The 21028-nt window shown below is 34.5% G+C and carries 21 protein-coding genes, 2 tRNA genes and 1 pseudogene; 10 read left to right on the forward strand and 14 right to left on the reverse strand.

The features are described 5' to 3' along the window. Positions 1-38: 38 nt before the first annotated feature. From rplL to rpsL, 11 genes are all read right to left on the reverse strand, one after another. Positions 39-440, reverse strand: coding sequence for a 50S ribosomal protein L7/L12 (rplL, locus tag WP_RS02735; RefSeq protein ID WP_007301986.1), 402 nt, complete (start codon positions 438-440; stop codon positions 39-41). A 26-nt stretch (positions 441-466) separates the two neighbouring features. Next, positions 467-985 (reverse strand): 50S ribosomal protein L10, encoded by a 519-nt coding sequence (rplJ, locus tag WP_RS02740; RefSeq protein ID WP_007301987.1) that lies wholly within the window; start codon positions 983-985, stop codon positions 467-469. 12 nt (positions 986-997) lie between these two features. Further along, on the reverse strand, positions 998-1651 hold the full coding sequence (gene rplA, locus WP_RS02745; protein WP_007301988.1) for a 50S ribosomal protein L1: 654 nt from the start codon (positions 1649-1651) through the stop codon (positions 998-1000). A gap of 4 nt (positions 1652-1655) precedes the next feature. Further along, entirely contained in the window at positions 1656-2096 is a 441-nt protein-coding gene (locus WP_RS02750) for a 50S ribosomal protein L11 (RefSeq protein WP_007301989.1), read from the reverse strand. A gap of 2 nt (positions 2097-2098) precedes the next feature. After that, on the reverse strand, positions 2099-2935 hold the full coding sequence (gene nusG / locus WP_RS02755; RefSeq protein WP_010406831.1) for a transcription termination/antitermination protein NusG: 837 nt from the start codon (positions 2933-2935) through the stop codon (positions 2099-2101). Continuing rightward, entirely contained in the window at positions 2925-3134 is a 210-nt protein-coding gene (secE, locus tag WP_RS02760; RefSeq protein ID WP_012481857.1) for a preprotein translocase subunit SecE, read from the reverse strand. The genes nusG and secE overlap by 11 nt, the downstream gene beginning before the upstream one ends. A 10-nt stretch (positions 3135-3144) precedes the next feature. Next, positions 3145-3217, reverse strand: a tRNA-Trp gene (locus WP_RS02765). Between the two features lie 12 nt (positions 3218-3229). Continuing rightward, on the reverse strand, positions 3230-4402 hold the full coding sequence (gene tuf / locus WP_RS02770) for an elongation factor Tu (RefSeq protein WP_007301992.1): 1173 nt from the start codon (positions 4400-4402) through the stop codon (positions 3230-3232). Between the two features lie 12 nt (positions 4403-4414). Beyond that, positions 4415-6490 carry an elongation factor G gene (gene fusA / locus WP_RS02775; protein ID WP_010406835.1) on the reverse strand — a complete coding sequence of 692 codons (2076 nt, stop codon included), beginning with the start codon at positions 6488-6490 and terminating at the stop codon, positions 4415-4417. Between the two features lie 21 nt (positions 6491-6511). Then, the gene (rpsG, locus tag WP_RS02780; RefSeq protein ID WP_006014699.1) at positions 6512-6988 is read right to left on the reverse strand and encodes a 30S ribosomal protein S7; all 477 of its coding nucleotides are present in this window, start codon (positions 6986-6988) and stop codon (positions 6512-6514) included. A 5-nt stretch (positions 6989-6993) separates the two neighbouring features. Continuing rightward, the gene (gene rpsL / locus WP_RS02785) at positions 6994-7368 is read right to left on the reverse strand and encodes a 30S ribosomal protein S12 (protein ID WP_010406837.1); all 375 of its coding nucleotides are present in this window, start codon (positions 7366-7368) and stop codon (positions 6994-6996) included. A 239-nt stretch (positions 7369-7607) separates the two neighbouring features. Here rpsL and WP_RS07805 point away from each other — a divergent pair, with 239 nt between their 5' ends. From WP_RS07805 to WP_RS07890, 3 genes and pseudogenes are all read left to right on the forward strand, one after another. Then, positions 7608-7730 (forward strand): hypothetical protein, encoded by a 123-nt coding sequence (locus WP_RS07805; RefSeq protein ID WP_019078684.1) that lies wholly within the window; start codon positions 7608-7610, stop codon positions 7728-7730. 80 nt (positions 7731-7810) lie between these two features. Then, entirely contained in the window at positions 7811-8662 is an 852-nt protein-coding gene (gene prmC, locus WP_RS02790; protein ID WP_007301995.1) for a peptide chain release factor N(5)-glutamine methyltransferase, read from the forward strand. An 81-nt stretch (positions 8663-8743) separates the two neighbouring features. Continuing rightward, positions 8744-9167, forward strand: a pseudogene (locus WP_RS07890) (transposase); the annotation flags it as partial. A 211-nt stretch (positions 9168-9378) separates the two neighbouring features. Here the strand turns inward: WP_RS07890 and WP_RS02800 are convergent. Then, positions 9379-9978 carry a BON domain-containing protein gene (locus WP_RS02800; protein WP_012481858.1) on the reverse strand — a complete coding sequence of 200 codons (600 nt, stop codon included), beginning with the start codon at positions 9976-9978 and terminating at the stop codon, positions 9379-9381. 256 nt (positions 9979-10234) lie between these two features. On the opposite strand from WP_RS02800, the gene WP_RS02805 reads away from it, so the two are divergent. The 5 genes from WP_RS02805 to lon all read left to right on the forward strand — a co-directional run bounded on the left by WP_RS02805 (position 10235) and on the right by lon (position 16203). Next, positions 10235-10316: transfer RNA gene (locus tag WP_RS02805), tRNA-Leu, on the forward strand. 155 nt (positions 10317-10471) lie between these two features. Continuing rightward, on the forward strand, positions 10472-11815 hold the full coding sequence (gene tig / locus WP_RS02810; RefSeq protein ID WP_007301998.1) for a trigger factor: 1344 nt from the start codon (positions 10472-10474) through the stop codon (positions 11813-11815). A 12-nt stretch (positions 11816-11827) separates the two neighbouring features. Beyond that, entirely contained in the window at positions 11828-12454 is a 627-nt protein-coding gene (gene clpP, locus WP_RS02815; protein ID WP_007301999.1) for an ATP-dependent Clp endopeptidase proteolytic subunit ClpP, read from the forward strand. Continuing rightward, positions 12454-13731 (forward strand): ATP-dependent Clp protease ATP-binding subunit ClpX, encoded by a 1278-nt coding sequence (gene clpX, locus WP_RS02820; protein ID WP_007302000.1) that lies wholly within the window; start codon positions 12454-12456, stop codon positions 13729-13731. The genes clpP and clpX overlap by 1 nt, the downstream gene beginning before the upstream one ends. Before the next feature lie 15 nt (positions 13732-13746). Beyond that, positions 13747-16203, forward strand: coding sequence for an endopeptidase La (gene lon, locus WP_RS02825; protein WP_007302001.1), 2457 nt, complete (start codon positions 13747-13749; stop codon positions 16201-16203). 99 nt (positions 16204-16302) lie between these two features. Here lon and WP_RS02830 read toward each other — a convergent pair whose 3' ends face one another. Together WP_RS02830 and WP_RS02835 are read right to left on the reverse strand one after the other, a co-directional pair. Continuing rightward, a complete protein-coding gene (locus WP_RS02830; RefSeq protein ID WP_007302002.1) occupies positions 16303-17859 on the reverse strand; it encodes a penicillin-binding transpeptidase domain-containing protein in 1557 nt (518 codons plus the stop codon). Positions 17860-17879: 20 nt separating this feature from the next. Beyond that, a complete protein-coding gene (locus tag WP_RS02835; protein ID WP_007302003.1) occupies positions 17880-18650 on the reverse strand; it encodes a polysaccharide deacetylase family protein in 771 nt (256 codons plus the stop codon). Positions 18651-18770: 120 nt separating this feature from the next. Between WP_RS02835 and WP_RS02840 the strand changes: the two genes are divergently transcribed. Both WP_RS02840 and WP_RS02845 read left to right on the forward strand, forming a co-directional pair. Then, entirely contained in the window at positions 18771-20282 is a 1512-nt protein-coding gene (locus WP_RS02840; RefSeq protein ID WP_007302004.1) for a YifB family Mg chelatase-like AAA ATPase, read from the forward strand. Positions 20283-20359: 77 nt separating this feature from the next. Continuing rightward, the gene (locus WP_RS02845) at positions 20360-20860 is read left to right on the forward strand and encodes a hypothetical protein (protein WP_370397692.1); all 501 of its coding nucleotides are present in this window, start codon (positions 20360-20362) and stop codon (positions 20858-20860) included. The last annotated feature ends 168 nt before the right edge of the window (positions 20861-21028 follow it).

Here is a 21028-nt window from a genome sequence, read left to right on the forward strand (position 1 = left end):
AAAGAGCTATATCAACATAAAATTAATATACTAACATTTTATTCAAGCTCAACTTTAGTTGCTCCTGCTTCAATAAGTTTTTGCTTTATTTTTTCTGCTTCGTCTTTAGAAACATTAGCAGTCAAATCTTTGGGTAAAGACTCAACTAATTCTTTCGCTTCTTTTAAATTCAATGTAGAATTAACTTCTCTAATAGCTTTAATCACTCCTATTTTTTTGCTTGCATCAATCTCTTTGATTACAACTTTATATTCAGCTTTTTCTTGAGCAACAGGAGCATTAGCATTATCACTAATAGGCACCCCAGCACCAACAGCTCCACCAAGAAAAGAACCACTAGGCAACCCTATTTTTTCTTCTAGAACTTTTACAAGTTCAGAAGCTTCTAATAGATTTAAAGATAATATTTTATCAACCAAATCACTTGTTACATTATTCATACTGACCACCTTATTTAACAACAAATTTATTTTTTAGAACTATAGTAATCCAAAACTCTCATAAGCCTCATAGAAGATGAATTAATAGACAATGCTAACCGAGCAGGAATATCATAAGATATTAAACGCATAATTTTAACACGCAATTCATCCAGAGAGGGAAGCTTAGCCAATTTGTTAACATCTTCCACTGTTAACAATTCATTTATATGAGCCGCACAAATCACAGACATTTTTTCTTTGTTAGCATTAATAAAATCAACTATTAACTTTGCAGCTTCTACTATAGCACTAGAATATATAATAGCAACAGAACCAGAAAATTTACCTGATAAATAAGAAAATTTACCAGTCCTTTCCAAAGCCAAGCAAGCTAGAGTATTTTTAACTACTAACATCCCACCCATTACAGATTTTAGACTATTCCTAAGAATTAATGAATTGCTAACATTCATAGACTTGAAATTTACCAATATTAAGAAATCATTATTTACAAACACATTCATTATGTTTTGTATAAATTCATCCTTATCTTTACGCTTCACAATTTCGCTCCCTTAAATTATATCTTCTACTTTGTTTATTTTATGAGCTTTACCCATAGTTGAATTTAAAAAAACGCTTTTAAAGTAAACTCCTTTCACAGAAGCAGGTTTATTGTCTCTAATTACTTTAAGAAAGGCTTTTAAATTTTCCAGCAAATCATCAATATCAAATTTAATACTTCCTAATTTACCATGAATAACCCCATTTTTATCCGTCCTGAATTTTATTTGACCAGACTTAATGGTTTTAGTAGCTTCCGCAATGTTAGAAGTCACAGTACCAAATTTAGGGTTAGGCATCAGCCCTTTAGCACCCAATACTTTTGCAATAGGAGTGATTTTTGCCATGAAATCAGGAGTAGTGATGCACCAATCAACATTCAACTTTCTACCTTTTTTTATCTCTTCAATTAAATCTTCTCCTCCTGTAATATCAGCACCAGCTTTTTCAGCTTCTAATAAATGTTTATCTTGAGCAAAAACAGCTACTTTAATATTCTTCCCGATACCTTTAGGCAAAACTACTGTACCACGCACCTGCTCTTCAGATTTACGTGAATCTACACCTAAATTGACTGCGATATCAACTGATTCATTAAATTTTGCTGAAGCAGACTCAACAACCTTCTCCAAACACTGCTTAGAATTATCATTATATGTACTCATTTACCTAACCTTCCACAACTTCTATACCCATAGATTTTGCAGTGCCTATAACCATCTTCACTGCTGAATCTTCATTATCCACTTTCATATCAACCATCTTACACTTTGCCACTTTAATGATAGCAGACATAGATAATTTAGCCACTAATTCTTTACCAGAATTACCAGAAGCTTTACTTAATTTAGCTTCCTGCTTAAGCAAATAAGCCACAGGCGGACCGCTGACAGTAAAATCATGAGAGCGATCATCCTTTATGGAAATTCTCACTGTTACTAAATCACCTACTTTATAACTAGCGTTAGCAGCGCTAGTAGCTTTATTAAAAGCTTCACAAAATTTAGGAACAGGTATACCACGCGGGCCAAGTACTGAAGCAATTTTCGGTCCTGGAACTGCTTTTCCAGCTTCCATAAGCAAGTTAATCTTAGCAACTACATTACTCATAATTAATCCTCTATTTTCTCTACTTGAGCCAAATCAAGCTCTATTATTGTTGGCTTACCTAAGATTGATACTTCAATATTAATAATTTTTTTCTCATCATTTACCATATCTACCTTACCAGTAAAATTTTGAAAAAGACCATCATTAATTTTTACTTTTTCACCTTTCTCATAACCATAACTCAACTTTTTCGTTTCTTGAGCATTGTAAAGCGCACTACACATTGAGCGAATCTCATTATCCTCAATCACCTTTGGAACATTACCATTTTTCAAAAATCCATAAACCTTAAGAGATTTTGGTATATTATTAATAAAATTTAATACCTCATCGCATAAATTCATGTATAAAAAGACATAACCAGGAAAGGACTTCCTTCGTTTAGCATTTTTTTTAGATTTTAAATCCATCTCACTTAATTCTTCACAAGGAATAAAAACCCTATTAAAATAATTATTAATATTCAATCTCATAGAATTTTCTAATATATATTGGCGCACTTTCTCTTCATAATTAGAGGCAACTCTTAAAATGTACCACTTATATCTATTAAATTCCTTACGTTTTAAAATTACCTCATCATCTGAAATCATCTCAAAATGACCAGACTCATCACCACAAAACCCAGTCATTTGATTCAAAATATTTTTGCTTTCATCACACAGATGCATACATATATATACTTCACATAACTCTTTTATATCAGATTTTACATCACATACTGTCTGATAAGGAATAAACACCTCCTTAAAGTAAACAGTATTGGTTGCCAACTCGCATATATCCTTCTCATACCCATAATCGACTTTAATGATATACCATTTATACTTATATTCCATAAATAATTCCAAATAAAGTCTTAATTACGTAAAGAGACATAAAATCTACGAAGCAAAAGAAAATCGAAAAGCATAATATAACAGTTATTACAATAAACAAAGATGACAATACCTGCTGTTTTTTTATCCAAGCAATTCTCCTTATTTCTTGCTTTATATCGCAAAAAAAAACATACAGGTTTTTTAACATTTCTACCATAATATTAATGCAGGAGCGATAGGAATTGAACCTACAACCTCTGGTTTTGGAGACCAGCGCTCTACCAATTGAGCTACACTCCTATAATTCAAAGTTTACTCTAAAATTTCCGAAACAACGCCAGAACCAACAGTTCTACCACCTTCTCTTATCGCAAAACGTAATCCTTTATCCATTGCTATTGGTACTTGCAACTCCACTTCTATACTTACATTGTCCCCTGGCATTACCATCTCCTTTCCATCTAGCAATTTTATGCTCCCAGTTACATCCGTTGTCCTTAAATAAAACTGTGGCTGATAATTTCCAAAAAATGGTGTATGCCTTCCTCCTTCTTCTTTCTTCAATATATACACCTCCGCATTAAATTTCTTATGCGGGGTTATTGTCCCTGGTTTTGCCAATACTTGCCCTCTCTCCACTTCTTCTCTCTTTGTTCCTCTTAGTAGTATTCCTACATTGAGTCCTGCACTTCCCTTATCTAGCAACTTCTTAAACATCTCAACACCAGTACATATCGTCTTTTGCGTCGCTTTCAGACCTATTATCTCTATCTCATCCCCTGTCTTTATCTCCCCCTTCTCTATTCTTCCTGTTACTACCGTCCCTCGGCCCGATATTGAAAATACATCTTCTATTGGCAACAAAAACGGCAAATCTATAGGCCTTGGAGGTACTGCCACATACTCATCTAACTTCTCCATCAATTTATCTATTGATTTCTTTCCATACTCACTACTATCATCCTCTAATGCTTTTAACGCAGACCCAACTATCATAGGCACTTCATCACCTGGAAATCCATACTTACTCAGCAACTCTCTCACTTCCATCTCTACCAAATCTATCATATCAGCATCAGCAACATCAGCTTTATTTATATATACCACGATATATCCAACACCCACCTGTTTTGCCAGCAATATATGCTCTCTCGTTTGTGGCATCGGCCCATCAACCCCTGACACTACCAATATCGCTGCATCCATCTGTGCTGCACCTACTATCATATTCTTTACATAATCAGCATGTCCAGGGCAATCAACGTGTGCATAGTGTCTCTTTTCTGTTTGATATTCAACATGCGCTGTTGCTATTGTTATCCCTCTCTTTCTTTCTTCTGGCGCTTTATCTATTTGATCATATGCTACAAAATTACCATAATGCTTTGTTATCGCCGCTGTTAACGTTGTCTTCCCATGATCCACATGTCCTATCGTTCCCACATTTACATGCGGCTTTCCAAATGCTTCTACTATCGCTGTCATAATTACTAACCTTTAATTATACTTTAACTTTAACTCATCAACCACATATTGTGGCACTTGTTCATAACAAGAAAAATGCATACTATACTGAGCTCTTCCCTGAGATATAGAACGCAAAACATTTATATAACCAAACATATTTGCAAGAGGAACCGAAGCAGTAATTATTTTGCTATTATTACCTAAATCCAGCATATCAACAACACTGCCTCTTCTACTATTTATATCACCCATAACATCACCCATATATTCTTCAGGAGTAATGATTTCCACTTTCATTATAGGTTCTAGCATTTTTGGACCAGCTTTATTTGCCATTTCCTTAAAAGCACCTTTAGCAGCAAGTTCAAAAGCCAAAGGACTAGAATCAACATCATGAAAAGCACCATCAAGAAGAGTAGCCTTAAAATCAATCAATGGAAAGCCGGAAATTATACCACCTTCTTTTATCAACTCTAAGCCATTTTGCACTCCAGGTATATACTCTTTTGGAATAGCACCGCCTACAATTTTACTTTCAAACTGAAAGCCAAAACCAGGCTCAAGAGGTTCGAATTTTATTTTAACTTTAGCAAACTGACCAGCACCACCTGATTGTTTTTTATGAGTGTAATCAATTTCAACAGATTTAGTGATAGTTTCACGATATGCAACTTGAGGCGCACCAACGTTAGCTTCAACATTAAACTCGCGCTTCATTCTATCAATAATAATCTCAAGATGCAGCTCACCCATACCTTTCAATATAGTCTGCCCACTCTCTGCATTTACTGACATCCTTAAAGAAGGATCTTCTGCAACCAATCTATTCAAAGCAACACCTAATTTTTCCTGATCTGAGGTGGTTTTCGGTTCTATAGCAATTTCAATAACAGGATCAGGAAATTCCATACGCTCTAATAGTATAGGAAAATCAGATGAACATAAAGTATCACCAGTAATTGTTTTCTTTAATCCAACTAAGGCAACTATATCACCAACTTTAGCTTCGTTTATATCTTCTCTGTTATTTGCATGCATAAGCAACATTCTACCAATTCCTTCAGTCTCATTCTTTCCAGCATTTAACACAGCAGATTTAGATTTTAACTTACCGGAATAAATACGAATAAACGTCAAGCTACCTACAAATTTATCCGTCATCACTTTAAACGCAAGAGCAACGAATTTCTCTTTTTCTGAAGGTTTGATCTCAATTTTCTTTTCTGAATCTTTAGGATCAGTTCCAATAATTACATCAACATCAATAGGAGAGGGTAAAAAATCAACCACACCATCTAAAAGTGATTGCACGCCTTTGTTTTTAAAAGCTGACCCACATAATACAGGGACAAATTTTCCTTTAATGGTCCCGCTTCTCACACACTTTTTCAACAAATCAATTGGCAGATCGTTAGATTCAAAGTAAGTATTTATCGCCTCATCATCCATTTCAGCTGCAGCATCTAATAAAAGATTTCGATACTCTTGAGCTTTATCAAGCAAATCAGAAGGAATATCTTCATAAGAAAATTTAGCGCCTAATGTTTCTTCTTGCCATATAATAGCTTTCATAGAAATAAGATCGATTATGCCTTTAAAATCTTTCTCACTTCCTATTGGCAACTGAATAACTAAAGGTGATGCGCCAAGCTTCGTTTTTATCATATCGACACATCGATAAAAATTTGCCCCGATTCTATCCATTTTATTAACAAAGCAGATACGAGGAACGTTATATTTATCAGCTTGACGCCAAACTGTCTCAGACTGAGGCTCAACTCCAGCAACTCCATCAAATACAGCAACCGCACCATCCAAAACCCTCAAAGATCTCTCAACTTCAATAGTGAAGTCAACATGACCAGGAGTATCTATTATATTAATCCTATGATCATTCCAAAAACATGTTGTTGCAGCAGAGGTAATTGTAATGCCACGCTCCTTCTCTTGCTCCATCCAATCCATAGAAGCTGCACCATCGTGCACTTCACCAATCCTATTTTGTTTACCAGTATAAAATAAAATACGCTCTGTTGTGGTGGTCTTGCCAGCATCTATATGAGCCATTATTCCTATATTTCTATACCTAGATATTAAAACTTCCATACCACAATCAATCAGCTAATATTAAAAACGAAGATGAGAAAATGCCTTATTAGCTTCAGCCATTTTATACTTTTCTTCACACATCTTAAATGCACCACCACATTTATTATAAGCATCTAATATTTCAGACTGCAAACAATAAACAGTAGTTCTACCACTCTTTTTGCGAGCAGCAGAAGTTGCTCTAGCAATCCACCTTAATGCCAAAGAAATTGCTCTATCTTGACGAATTTCAACAGGGACTTGATAAGTTGCACCACCAATACGCCGAGAGCGTACTTCTATAGAAGGGGTAACATTTTCTACTGCTGTTTCAAAAATTGATAAGGCATCTTTGCCTATTTTCTTTTCAGCTAAGGACAAAGCACTATAAGCAATCTTTTCTGCAATAGACTTTTTACCACATTTCATAATTATATTAATAAAACGCATAAGCAAGACACTACCATAACGAGAGTCAGGGCTTGTTCTTTTTTTTGCTTTATTACGACGTGCCATAAATTTTAACCAGATTTCTTTACACCATATTTCGAACGGGCTTTCTTTCGATTTTGCACACCACGTAGATCAAGAGCACCTCTTATTATGTGATAACGTACACCCGGCAAATCCTTAACTCGCCCACCACGTATTAAAACAACGGAATGCTCTTGTAAATTATGACCTTCGCCAGGTATATAAGCCGTCACTTCACCGTATCCACTAATCTTTACTCTAGCTACCTTACGTAGTGCTGAGTTAGGCTTTCTAGGAGTTGTAGTATATACCTTAGTGCAAACACCCCTTCTTTGAGGATTGCATTTTCCCAAAGCTGGCACCTTCTTCTTGCGAGTTAACCCTGATCTACCCTTACATATTAATTGATTTATCGTAGGCATATACTGTAAATTTAAAACTCTGAAAACAACTAAGTCTTAGTTATAAAATAATAAACCTCAATAGTCAATATAAAAATAAACATTACTACTCTAATAATCTCAGCCCAATTGCTTTGAAAGCTACTGATAATTATATGCTAAAGCGCATATTGGTTTTAATATTAAGAAATTATCACTTGCTGTGGTCGAATTAATATAGATATGGAACAAGTAATATACTGTGATGGCTATCAAAGAATATGCAGAAAATAATGCTTATAATAGAGCCAAGAGCTTCTAACATTAATGCAAAAATACCAACCGAACTAACCGAATTACCAGTAAAGCCGGATGATTTTTACAATCCTACTCTTGACACTTAGATTTAATGCAGCTACCCTAAGTTCAAAATTCTATACTCAATTTTGCTGTTCTTGCATACAAGGAACACGTTTTTAGAATAATGAAAACAATCAGCGCTTTAATTAAAGAAGGGTCAAAGCTACTATCATCACATAGAATTGAATCACCACATTTGGATTGTGAAATCATCATGCAGTACGTACTTGGAGTAGAAAGATCATTCACAATCATGAATCACACCAATCAGGTACCAAGAAACAAAGAACTTCTATTCTGGAAATTAACAAAAAAAAGAGCAGAAAGATATCCAATATCGCAAATAATAGGTAATCGTGAATTCTGGAGTAAAAATTTTATAGTTAACCAACATGTTCTAGATCCAAGACCAGATAGTGAGACAGTAATTTCAACAGTGTTAAAATATTACCAAAATAAGAAGCAAAAAATAAAAATTGCAGATTTTGGCACAGGCACAGGCTGTTTGTTGATCTCCGTACTTAGTGAGTATGAATATGCTATTGGAGTTGGTTTTGAAAAAAGCCTGGAAGCATACAAAATTACCTACCAGAACACAAAGAAACATAATCTTCTCAACAGAGCTAAAATATTTCCAAATTCGTGGATAGAATGCAGAGATTTATTTGATCTCATAATAAGCAATCCTCCATATATTAAAAGAAGTAAGTTAAAAGATCTGCAAGCTGAAGTGCAAAAAGAGCCAAGAATTGCTCTTGATGGCGGTATCGATGGATTGAGCTGTTACCTGAGTATTTTTCCAATATTGAAAAAGTGCCTTAAAAAAGATGGGTTTGCGATATTGGAAATAGGCGAAGATCAAAGCAATATTGACAAAATAATACCCTTATATGGACTGGCTTTTCAGGAATACGTATACGACTTGGCTGGAATGAAAAGATGCATTGTTGTAAAGCAAGATAAAGAACATGACTAGTAGAACGCTAGCTTTCTAAGAACCTGTTCATAATCTCAAGAAAGACATAAAGTAAGAAATAGAGTGTATAAATTAGGATATATTAGGAGTGTATACCCAAGTGACATAAGTCGAGAGAAGTTTGAGATTATTTCACCAGATCTGGAGTCTTGTGGAAAAAACAAAACCAAGAAAACTTGATTTGTATGATATATTTTGCGGAGTGTTGTACGCCCTAAAAAGTGGTTATCAGTGGAGGATGCTACCAAAAGAGTTTCCAAAATGGCGCAATTGTTATGATTATTTCAAAAATGGAGTGAAAAAGTAAAAGGAAATAAAAAAAAGTATTTTGGAGTGCATGTTAAAAAAAATAGTTAGTGTGGTCCGACAAAACAATGTTTGGAAAGAAAAAATCAGCTTTTGCATAATTGACACTCAGAGTGTAAAGAACGCAGACACTGATGAAGAAAAAGGCTATGACGCTGGTAAAAAAATCTCAGGAATAAAACGCCATATCGCACAAGATATAGATGTTTGCTATTTATTCTTAAGCTTGGGAGTGTTAAATAGCATTTTACTTTTTTTAGTATGTAGAGATTTTCTAGGAATTATTCTATTGAATTCTATGATATTATTTTTTGTAACATTGTTATACATACCATAAGAGTGAACTGACGAAATTTGTAAAGGAGTTTTATGGCTTAGCTACATGGTACTAACACTCAAGTAAATTTTCATCAATGACGCAATTTGCTATGTCTATATCTCACATAGCTTACAACTTGCTTTACTCCTTTTACTTTTCTTGCAATTGCTATTACAGCTTTTAATTCCGCCTTATTTTGAGCTATACCCATCAAATAAACGACTCTATCAACTGTATTAACGCTATAATTAATTGATTTAATATTTCTTTTTCCCAGAAGCCTCGTGCTTATCTCTGCTGTTATCATACCATCTACAGTAACATCTAGCATAGAAGTCATTTTAATTGGTGTGACTCTTATTTCATTTATCACTTCTTTAATCTCTTTTTGCTGCCAAGCTATTTTCTCTGCTGTGAGTTGCTTTTCATGATTATCAACATTTCCAATGAGTAATACTCTTCCTTCACTCACTTTAACTTTTATAGATGAGAACAGTCCGTGTTTTAAGAGTCCCTTATTGATTTTTATTACTATAGTTGTATCATCAATAATGTTTCCCAAGGATTTATCTTGCATTGTTATTGCTGTAGCCGCTGCAGTTGCTGTTACCACTATACCACTTACAAGAGTCGTACAGCCACTCTGTGTAATCAGAAAAATTGCGAGTAAGAAGCTTGCTATTAATCTCATTATTAATTTCCAGAGTTTAGAGCTTTAATTAAAGAATATTAATAAGCTTTTTTTATTGTGTAAATACTATAAATTGAATAAGCCTTGAATATTTCTAAGACAGTACTTATCTCAATAATGTTAGTTAAAGTAATTCAGGCTTAGATTCATAGTGGAGTTAACTAGTATTATAAGTTCAGTCTGTGGTACTAAAATCTAATCTTTAAATTGCATAAGATGACAGAAGTGGTTATCTATAAGTTAATGAAGGGTTCTTGCGGATATGGCGAAATTGGTAGACGTGCCAGGTTTAGGTCCTGGTGAGCTTGCTCGTGGGGGTTCAAGTCCCTCTATCCGCACTTAAAGTCATGTAACTCAGGTTTTAAGAGAAAATTTATAATCACTAAGTACACTTTTGTTTGTATAAGAACCTGTTCTTAAGGATTGTATTTAACTTAAATTCTGGTAAAATGGCTTTATTAAAACATAAATAAAATATTGATAACAGGTTGTAATGTCTAGTAATATACCTCAAAATGCAGTCGAAGCAGATACATTAAGTAATATATATACCTATAAGGAACTTAGTGTAGATAAACTAAAGTATGAGTATGAAATCACAGTTAGTAGTGATTATATAGAACAAAAGATAAACTCTAGATTACAAGAAATAGCGAAGAATGCAAAATTTCCTGGATTTAGATCAGGAAAGATGCCTTACGATCTTGTTATTACAAATTATAAAAACGAAGCTTTGGAATATGTGATAAACGATACGATTGACTATTGCTCAAGTGATTTAATGAAAAAAATCGAAGTTAAGTCTCACATCCATCCTAAGGTTGATATTATGTCATTACCAAACCTTGATAAAAAGGATAAAAAAGGTGACTTTCTGTACAAATTATCTTTTGAATCGATGCCAAAAGTGCCAGTAATAGATCTTGATAAAATAAATTTGAAGAAAGTTAAGGCAAAAATCAAAGAGGGAGACATAAAAGAATTTATTGATTCTATAAAAACAAAATTTCCTAACTTTGTCTCTGTTGATGATGCTTCTTATCAAGCAAAAAACGAGGATAAACTGATAATTGACTTTGAAGGGCGAATTAGAAATAAGCTCTTTCAAGGTGGAAGTGGCAAAAATTTTACTGTTAATTTAGGATCTGGAACATTTATAAATGGTTTTGAAGATCAATTAATTGGCATGAAAAAAGGGGAAACAAAAAGCTTTAAGTTGAGATTTCCTGAAGATTACCAGGTAATTTCCCTTGCGGGACAGGAGGCTGCTTTTTCTGTTCGAGTTAATGACATTCAGATTGCCAAAGATTTGCAAAGTGATAATGAAATAGCTAGGAGAATTGGTTTTGAAGATCATTCTTCGCTAATAGATCATGTAAAAGAAGTAATTGATAATCAGTGTAAAGAAATGGAAGATCTCTTAATTAAGAAAGAGCTATTTGATTGTTTGGATGCTAGTTATAGTTTTGATTTGCCTATAGAAGTAGTAAAACAGGAACAGCAGAGAGTGGAAAGAGAGTTGAATGCTAAAGATGATTCGTGTAAAGAAGCTGAAAGACGCGTAAAGCTTGCAATGCTATTCATGGAGTTCAGTAAAGAACATGAAATATCATTAACTCAAAGTGATATTATGAATGTTATTGTAAATCAATATGTCAGTAAAGATGTATCATTTGACAGGGTATTTAAACATTTTAAATCAGATGGACAATTTCAGGAATTAGTTAGAGGGCAAGCGCTTGAGTATAAAGTGACGGATTATATGATAGAAAAAGCTAGTAAAGAAGAACAGATTGTTTCTGTGAAAGAATTAAAGGAATTATTTGATAATATTTGATAGGAATAAGGTATGACTCTTATACCAATTGTAGTTGAACAAACTAGTCGCGGTGAGCGGGCTTATGACATATATTCAAGGCTAGTAAAAGAAAGAATAATTTTCGTAACTGGCCCTATTGAAGACAACATGGCCAGCGTAATAGTAGCACAGCTTTTATTTTTAGAATCGGAAAATCCCGATAAAGACATTTGTATGTATATTAACTCACCAGGTGGTGTTGTAACTGCTGGTTTGTCGATCTACGATACAATGCAGTATATAAATCCAGACGTTTCAACTTTGTGTATAGGTCAAGCTGCATCTATGGGTTCTTTGTTGCTTACAGCTGGTGCGGAGGGTAAACGTTACTCGCTACCTCATTCAAGAATTATGATACATCAGCCATCTGGTGGTTATCATGGGCAAGCAACTGATATAGAAATACATGCTAATGAAATTTTGCGAGTTAAGAAAAAATTAAATCAAATTTATGAAAAACATACTGGAAATTCACTAAAAAAAATTGAAGAAATGATGGAAAGAGATAAATTCATGGATCCTGAAGAAGCAATGAAAACTGGCTTAATTGACAGAGTAATAGCTGAGCGTAAAGATATGAAGATTGAAAATATTAAAGTTAAACAAAAGGTAGTTTAATGGATAACAATAATGATTTACACTACTGTTCTTTTTGTAACAAGGCACAAAACGAAGTAGATAAATTGATTACTAACTCTTCAGATGGTTTAAAGGTGTTCATTTGTAATGAATGCATAGAGTTATCCCATAAAGCAATAAGTCAAAAGAAAGAGAGAGCTTTTAATTCAGATCATATATCTGATATGAAGCTATTACTAAAGAAACCTGAAGATATAAAAATTTTTCTTAGTAAGCATGTTGTAGGTCAGGAACATGCGCAACACGTTTTATCTGTGGCTATGTATAACCATTGTCAATCCATGGTGCAACTTCATTCTATAAGTGATATTGAAATTGAGAAGTCAAATATAATGCTTATTGGCCCTACTGGTTCTGGTAAGACTTTGCTAGCAAAAACACTTGCTAAAGTTTCAGATGTGCCATTTGCTATGGCCGATGCGACAACTTTGACTGAGGCAGGTTATGTAGGTGATGATGTAGAAAGCGTGTTGTCACGTCTATTACAAGCTGCAAATTATGATGTTGCAAAGGCACAGCATGGTATAGTGTTTATCGATGAAATAGACAAGATTACAAGAAAATCTGAAAGCACTTCAATAACCCGTGACGTTTCAGGTGAAGGGGTCCAGCAAGCTCTGCTTAAGATTATGGAGGGTACAGTTGCTTATGTTCCGCCACAAGGAGGGCGAAAACACCCGCAACAAGAGTTTATACAAGTAGATACTAGTAATATACTATTTATTTGTGGAGGAGCTTTTGAAGGCCTAAATAAAATTATTGAGGCAAGAAAAAAGGGAACATCAGTTGGCTTTGGAGCAGATATAAGTCAGTCTAAAGCACAAAAGAAAAAAAATGCTTTACGCGATGCTCAACCTGAGGACTTAATCAAATTCGGTTTGATACCCGAATTTGTAGGACGAGTTCCAATAACTGCTGTTCTAGATGAGCTGGATCACGAAGATTTAATACATGTGTTGACAGAGCCAAGAAATGCGCTAGTAAAACAATATAAAGCATTGCTTGCATTTAGTAAAGTAAACCTTGAGTTTTCAGATGAAGCAATATCAGCTATTGCTAAAAAAGCTATAAGCTATAAAACAGGTGCAAGGATGTTACGTGCTATCTTAGAGTCACTTTTGCTTGATGTTATGTATATATCCGGCAACGGAGGTTTTGAAGGTAGCACTATAACGGTTACTAAGAAAATGGTAGAATTAGGCAAAGTGACGATTAATCATAATAATAAGGGTAGTGTTATAACGGTTAATGATTAATTTGAGGCATATATTATGAGTATTGGACGTGCTGTAAACTTTAATTCTACTGTATTACCAGTATTACCTCTAAGAGATGTAGTAATTTTTCCAAATATAATGTTGCCTTTATTCGTAGGTAGAGAAAAATCTGTTCATGCACTAGAATATGCAATAAGTAGCAGTAGTCACCAAAACGAGATTTTTCTCATAGCACAAAAAGATGGTTCTATTGATAATCCAGAGCCAGAGAATCTTTATGAAGTAGGCGTGTTAGCAAACATTATACAACCATTAATAAAACTGCCTGACAATGCAGTAAAAGTCATGATTCATGGGGTAAGAAGGGGAAGAGTTATAGAATATATTAGCTCTCACACTTTGTTACAGGCCAGAGTAGCGTTAGATGGTCATTATGAGTATGGAGAAAATGAAGATAATATTGATTTAGAAGCTTTAAGGCGTTCTGTTATAGATGCATTCGACAATTGGTGTAAACTAAGCAAGAAAAGTCGACCCGAGATTATTATTGACCCCATTGATCAAGTTAAAGAGGTTAATCAAATTGTAGATATGATAGCTTCGCACTTAAATATAAAGGTATCAGATAAGCAAAACATACTTGAAGTTTATAACCCAAAAGAACGTTTAAAAAAAGTTTTTGCTCTTATTGAGAGAGAAATAAGTATTTTGAGTGCACAAAACCGCTTGTATAAGACAATTAAATCACAGGTTGAAAGTACTCAAAAAGTTTACTACCTTAATGAGCAATTAAAAGCTATACAGAAAGAATTAGGTGAGTTTGAAAATGGAGATGAAGGGAATATACTCAATGAATTTGAAAAAAAGATAAATGAAACAAAGCTTTCTGAGGAAGCAAAAGAGAAAGCCATAACTGACTTAAAGAGATATAAGAAAATGAATCCCATTTCTCCTGAAGCAACAGTTATATCTAGTTACTTGCATTGGTTGCTTGATTTGCCATGGGGAAAGTACAAAGATGCAAAAATTAACTTAAATGCGGCTAAAAAAATCTTAGATGAAAATCATTATGGCATAGAGAAAGTAAAAGATAGAATAATAGAATTTTTAGCAGTATTAAAGAGAGTAAAAGAGATAAAGGGTCCTATACTTTGCTTAGTTGGACCACCTGGTGTTGGTAAAACTTCTTTAGCTAAGTCTATGGCAAAAGCAGTAGGAAGAGATTTTGTTCGCATATCTCTTGGTGGTATACGTGATGAGTCTGAAATACGAGGACACAGGAAAACTTATATTGGCTCAATGCCTGGTAAAATCATTCAACACATGAAAAAAGCTAATTCATGCAACCCGCTTTTCCTGCTTGATGAAATAGATAAGATGGGTTCTGATTCGCGTGGTGATCCTGCATCTGCATTACTTGAGGTTTTGGATACTGAGCACAATAAACATTTTACAGATCATTACTTGGAAGTTGAGTTTGATCTTTCAAGTGTAATGTTTGTAGCCACAGCAAATAGCTTAAATTTACCGCATCCTTTGCGTGATAGGATGGAAATTATACAATTATCTGGGTATACCGAAGACGAGAAGATCAGTATTGCTACACATCACCTTATTCCAAAATTAAAAAAAGAGCATGGTTTGCATCAGAAGGAGTGGGAAATAACCAATGAAGCATTATACGAGTTGATACGTTTATATACACGTGAAAGCGGCGTGCGAAGCATGGAAAGGGAACTTGCAAAACTCATGAGAAAGGCAGTTAAAGCAATATTAACTGATAAAAATAAGAAAATATCCGTAGAGACTGGTAATTTACAAGATTATCTAGGGGTACGTAAGTATACCTTTGGCATTGCAGAAAATGAGAGTTTGGTAGGGATAGTAACTGGTCTTGCCTATACTGAAACAGGTGGTGATATTTTAATGATAGAGTCAGTCCTAATTCCGGGCAAGGGGGAAATAAAATACACAGGAAAGCTTGGAGAGGTTATGCAAGAGTCTATAAAAGCTGCGTATAGTTATGTGCGATCAAATTGTTTATTTTTCGGTATAAAACCCGAAAAATTTCAAAATAATGATATACATTTGCATGTACCTGAGGGTGCTGTGCCAAAAGATGGTCCCTCTGCTGGCAGTGCAGTATGTACATCTATTGTTTCTCTTATGACAAATATACCAGTTAACAAAAGTGTTGCTATGACAGGTGAAGTAACATTGCGTGGTAGAGTGTTGGCTATTGGGGGTTTGAGAGAAAAATTGCTTGCTGCGCTAAGAGGATCAATCAAAACTGTGATTATACCAAGTGAAAATGAGAAAGATATGCAAGAGATTCCTGCAAATATAAAAGAAGAAATCAATGTAATTTTTGCTGAGAATATTGATGAAGTTATAAAAGTTGCTTTGATGCACCCTATTACTTCAATTGATGATAATAACGAAATTAGTGTGTCTACCTCCATAGAAAATAAGGATAATACCTTCCCTTCATCAGAAACATTAAAGCACTAAATTGAAAAGGTTTATGCAATTTTCGTTTCTTTTTTTTAACCTCAAAGCTCTGATTTGAATATATAAATTACAAGTAACATATATGGCAATTTCATAAGTTCATTTTTCAAGCATATATTGCAATATCTCACTAGCAATTGCAACATCTTGGCGTGGAGTTTTACCATGTTCTATAAACACTGAGATTGCATAGCGCGGATCATGGTAGGGGCCATAAGCGATAAACAATTTATGACTTTCACCTTTAGAGTTTATCTCTGGTGTTCCGGTTTTGCCAGCAATTTGTATACTGCCTAGTCCTTTTCTATAGTTAGAATTCACCACGTCAAACATAGCTTTTCGAACCACACTAAGATGCTCATGATTCACATCAATATCAAGAAAGTCTTGCCCTGATTTACTCATCTCAATGTGGGGAATTACCTCCTTTCCTGTTGCAACCCTCGCTGCAAGAACTGCAAGCTGTAATGGCGTTGTAAGTAAATACCCTTGTCCTATAACTAAGTTAATGGTATCACCTAAATACCACTCTGAATATAGCTTGCGTGCACGCCAATCCACATCAGGCAACAATCCCGGAGCTTCTTCCTTAAACATTCCAATTAATGGTCCACTTCCTATACCAAATTTGCTAGCCATTTCTAGTAGAGAATCTACATTTATTTTTTTTCCTATATTATAAAAGTAAGTGTTGCATGAGAAGGCCATTGCCTCGTTTAAAGATACATATCCATGGACTTTGCTTTTTAGGCAACGAAATTTTCGTTCACCTATTTTCATATAGCCCCTACACGAGAACTTTTCTTCTGGTGTTATTATTCCATCTTTTAAACCCGCAAGCGCATCTATTATTTTAAATATTGAACCAGGTGGAATTTGATATGATAATGCACGGTTTACAAGCGGTAATGAAGGATTGTTTAAATTTTTCCAAGTTTCATTTGATAATCTGCTAGTGAAAAGATTATTATCGTAAGAAGGTGAATTATATAATGCTAAAATTTCTCCGTTATTTACATCAATTACCACTGTGGAACCTTGGTGATCTTTAAATATCTCTGCAATTTTCTTCTGTAAATCAACATCAATTGTCAGCTGTATATCTTGTCCATCTTGCTGCGGTATGCTAGATAACTCTCTCATGATACGCTTCTTAGAATTTATTTCCTGCTCAGATTTTCCGGTCTTGCCTTTTAATACATGATCATATGTATATTCAATTCCACTAACCCCTGCTTCATTTATGTCTTGCTGTTTTTTTGTATATCCGATTATATGAGAACATATCGAACCAAACGGGTAATAACGTTTATAAAGAGCAGTTATTTTTGTATCTGATGATTTTGTTGTATCAGGTTTAATTTCTGATAACATCTGCAAATCAACTTCCCTAGTAAAGGTTTTTTGCCCATCAAATAAAACAATATACGAAATTTTGTTTACTGCGAGTTCAACGCTATTCCTATCCAAAATCCTGCCTCGTTTAGGCACAATAGTAACAACTTTTATCCTATTATTATTGGATAGCACTTCATATTTTTGTCTATCTCGTACTTGTAAAGTATACAACCTACAACTAAAAATAGCAGAAATAGTAAGCTGAATACCACCTAATATGAATGACCTACGGTTGAAGACCTTGTTTTTTGTCCACATAGAATTCCTTTAGAACGCACTCATCCTCCTTTTATTGGCACATTTCTAGCTTTCACTACATCACAAACCCTTTCTTCCCACTCACTTAAGGTAACAAGTTTGTAACCCGATTTTTTTAGTATTTCAATAATCTGAGGTAAAGCTTCAACTGTATTTGATTTGTTATCGTGATCATGGAACAATATAATCGCTCCATTATGTACATTGCTTAAAACTCTTTCAACCAAAATCTCTGATTTATCACCTTGCCAATCCAGAGAATCGACTGTCCATAATATGGAATACATATTTAATCGATTAGTATTTTCGATCAAATTATCGTTATGACATCCATATGGTGGGCGAAACCATTTTACATTCTGTTCTGTTGCATTTTTAATTGCCACATTTGTCTTTTCCAGTTCTTGCAATTGCTCCTCACTTGAAAGTGATGTCAACTTCCTATGCGACCAAGAATGATTACCTAATTCATGACCTGCTTTATGGATTTTGTTTACTATTTCAGATGTTTTTTTATTTATACGCTCACCAAGCACAAAAAATGTCGCTTTTGTTTTATTGCTCTCCAGGATATTAATAATATCTCCTGATCTATTATAAGATGGACCATCATCAAACGTAAGTGCAACAAACTTATCTTTGTTATTCAATAATTTCTTTATATTACTTAAATTTCTATATGATAGATCCAAATCACAACTGAGCCCACGATACGGTAAGTTAAAGTTACAATCACTACAGAAAACTGCGCTTGAATATAGCAAAAGAAAAGCGATTATTCTTATAAACATATATAATCAGCAAAGTGATAGAGTACTACACTTTTTTGCTAAATTAAACCACTTTTAACAGCTACTGTTTACTTCGTTACTTTGTCAATATATTATATTAATAACTTTATATAATATAGTATGATTGCAAATATAAATACCGTTGCTCTTCAGGGAACCAGCACAGTAAATGTTAATGCACAAATTCACATGGCAAATGGTATTCCAGCTTTTAATATTGTTGGACTGCCGGATAAAACTGTTGCAGAATCCAGAGAGCGTATCAGAGCAGCGTTAAATTCAATCAATCTTCTGTTACCTACAAAAAGGATTACGGTTAATCTTTCCCCTGCGGATTTGCTTAAAGAAGGTAGTCATTATGACTTAGCTATTGCTGTTGGATTACTTGTTGTAATGAGTGTGATACCAGTTGAAAAAGTTCAGTCTTATATAATTATGGGCGAGCTTGCACTAGACAGCAGAGTCATACCAATCTCAGGAGTACTTCCAACAGCAATCAATGCAAAACAGTCAAATAAAGGAGTAATTTGCCCAAGGGGAAATGGAATAGAAGCTTCATGGGTAAAGAATGTTTCTATTCTGGCTATAGAGAAATTAACCGATATTATCAGACATTTTAAGGGTGAGCAGTTAATTCAGCCGGTAACTTTTAACTATAGCGCTGCGCCCAAAGAAAAAAATTCAGTTCCAGATATAAAGGATATTAAAGGTCAAGTTGTTGCAAAAAGAGCAGCTGAAATTGCAGCAGCAGGTGGACACAATATGCTTCTTGTTGGACCTCCTGGTACTGGAAAGTCAATGCTTGCTAAGCGATTTATAGGGCTATTACCCGATTTAACTGAACAAGAGATGATTGATGTGAATATTATCTCTAGCATAACAAAAGCCGGTAACGAAACATTTAAAGTAACTCGTCCCTTTCGTGAACCTCATCATTCATGCTCCATGCCAGCGATGATAGGAGGAGGAAAAAATGCAAAGCCTGGGGAAATCACCATGGCTCACAATGGTGTGTTATTTCTTGATGAGCTACCTGAATTTCCAAGGCTTGTGCTTGATTCTCTACGCCAACCACTTGAAGATAGAAAGGTAACTATTGCACGTGCAAATGCTCACATTACTTATCCAGCTAATTTTCAACTTATAGCTGCAATGAATCCCTGCAGGTGCGGTTACTTAGGTGATGCAAGTAGATCGTGCAATAAAGCTCCAAAATGCGGCACAGATTATAGAAATAAAATATCAGGACCTTTGCTTGATAGAATAGACATATGCATTGAAATGCCAAATGTTAGCATACTTTCTCCTGAAATCTCTGTGGAGGGAGAAAGTACCGAGGCTATAAGAGGAAGGGTGATAGCAGCGAGGAAAATTCAAACTGAGCGTTATAGTAAATTTAATATTCGTTGCAATGCAGAAGTCAGTGGTGAAGCATTAAATAAATTCACTGAACCAGATCAGGAAGGGTTAGAATTGCTAAAATACGTACTGAAAGAAAATTACATTTCCAATCGAGGCTATACACGCGTATTAAGAGTCGCAAGAACCATTGCAGATCTTGTAAAAAGTGAAGAGGTAAAGAAAGCACACATTGCAGAAGCGCTGAATTACAGAATAAGAATGTATAAATAAATTAATTTACTTGACAGGTAACTCTTTTTTGCCGCATACTATCCTTAGTGAAATTTTAATATTTTAGGAGTATGGTTATGATGACAGTAGAAACAATCAAAACTAAAGCTGGAGAAGTTTATGGTAAGGGTTGTAATTTTGTAAAAGAACATCCGTATAAAACAGCTGCTACTTTTGCAGCAATTGCACTAGTAACTTCACTTACAGCTGCTTATTTCTTAAGTCCAGCTTATGCAACTTTTGTTGGTACAGTTGGAACAAAGGCTGCAACACTTGTTAGTCCTGCTATTACTGCAATGTCTGCATTTGCAGTTGCTCATCCGCTCATTGCTAGTTTGGTGATTGTTGCTGCAGTAGCAGCTTTAATAACTGCACCTGTGCTTGCATATAAAAACAATAATAAGGCAAGTCAAATTGAGGAAGTAAACCAAGGTGTACTTAATGCTTGTGTAAAAGAAGGTGATAATAAGCCTAAAGCTAATGGTGATAAGCTAGAATTTAGTGGTGATGAAACTGTCCGTACAAAATTCTTTGAGACTGTTGTCTCAGCAGTTGGGGGAGCAAAAAGCATTCTCTAAGTAACTTTGACAAAGCAAAGGGATAGGCTTCTATCCCTTTTTCACAATTTTTTTTGCATTCTAAGTAGTACTGTTTGAAAGCCTGCAATTATTATACCTACTGATTAACAATGTTAAGAATAAGTAAATCTTGTTTACTGTTTGCGTATGTCAAAATGAAAAATGTTT

This window comes from Wolbachia endosymbiont of Culex quinquefasciatus Pel, assembly GCF_000073005.1.
Taxonomy (GTDB): domain Bacteria; phylum Pseudomonadota; class Alphaproteobacteria; order Rickettsiales; family Anaplasmataceae; genus Wolbachia.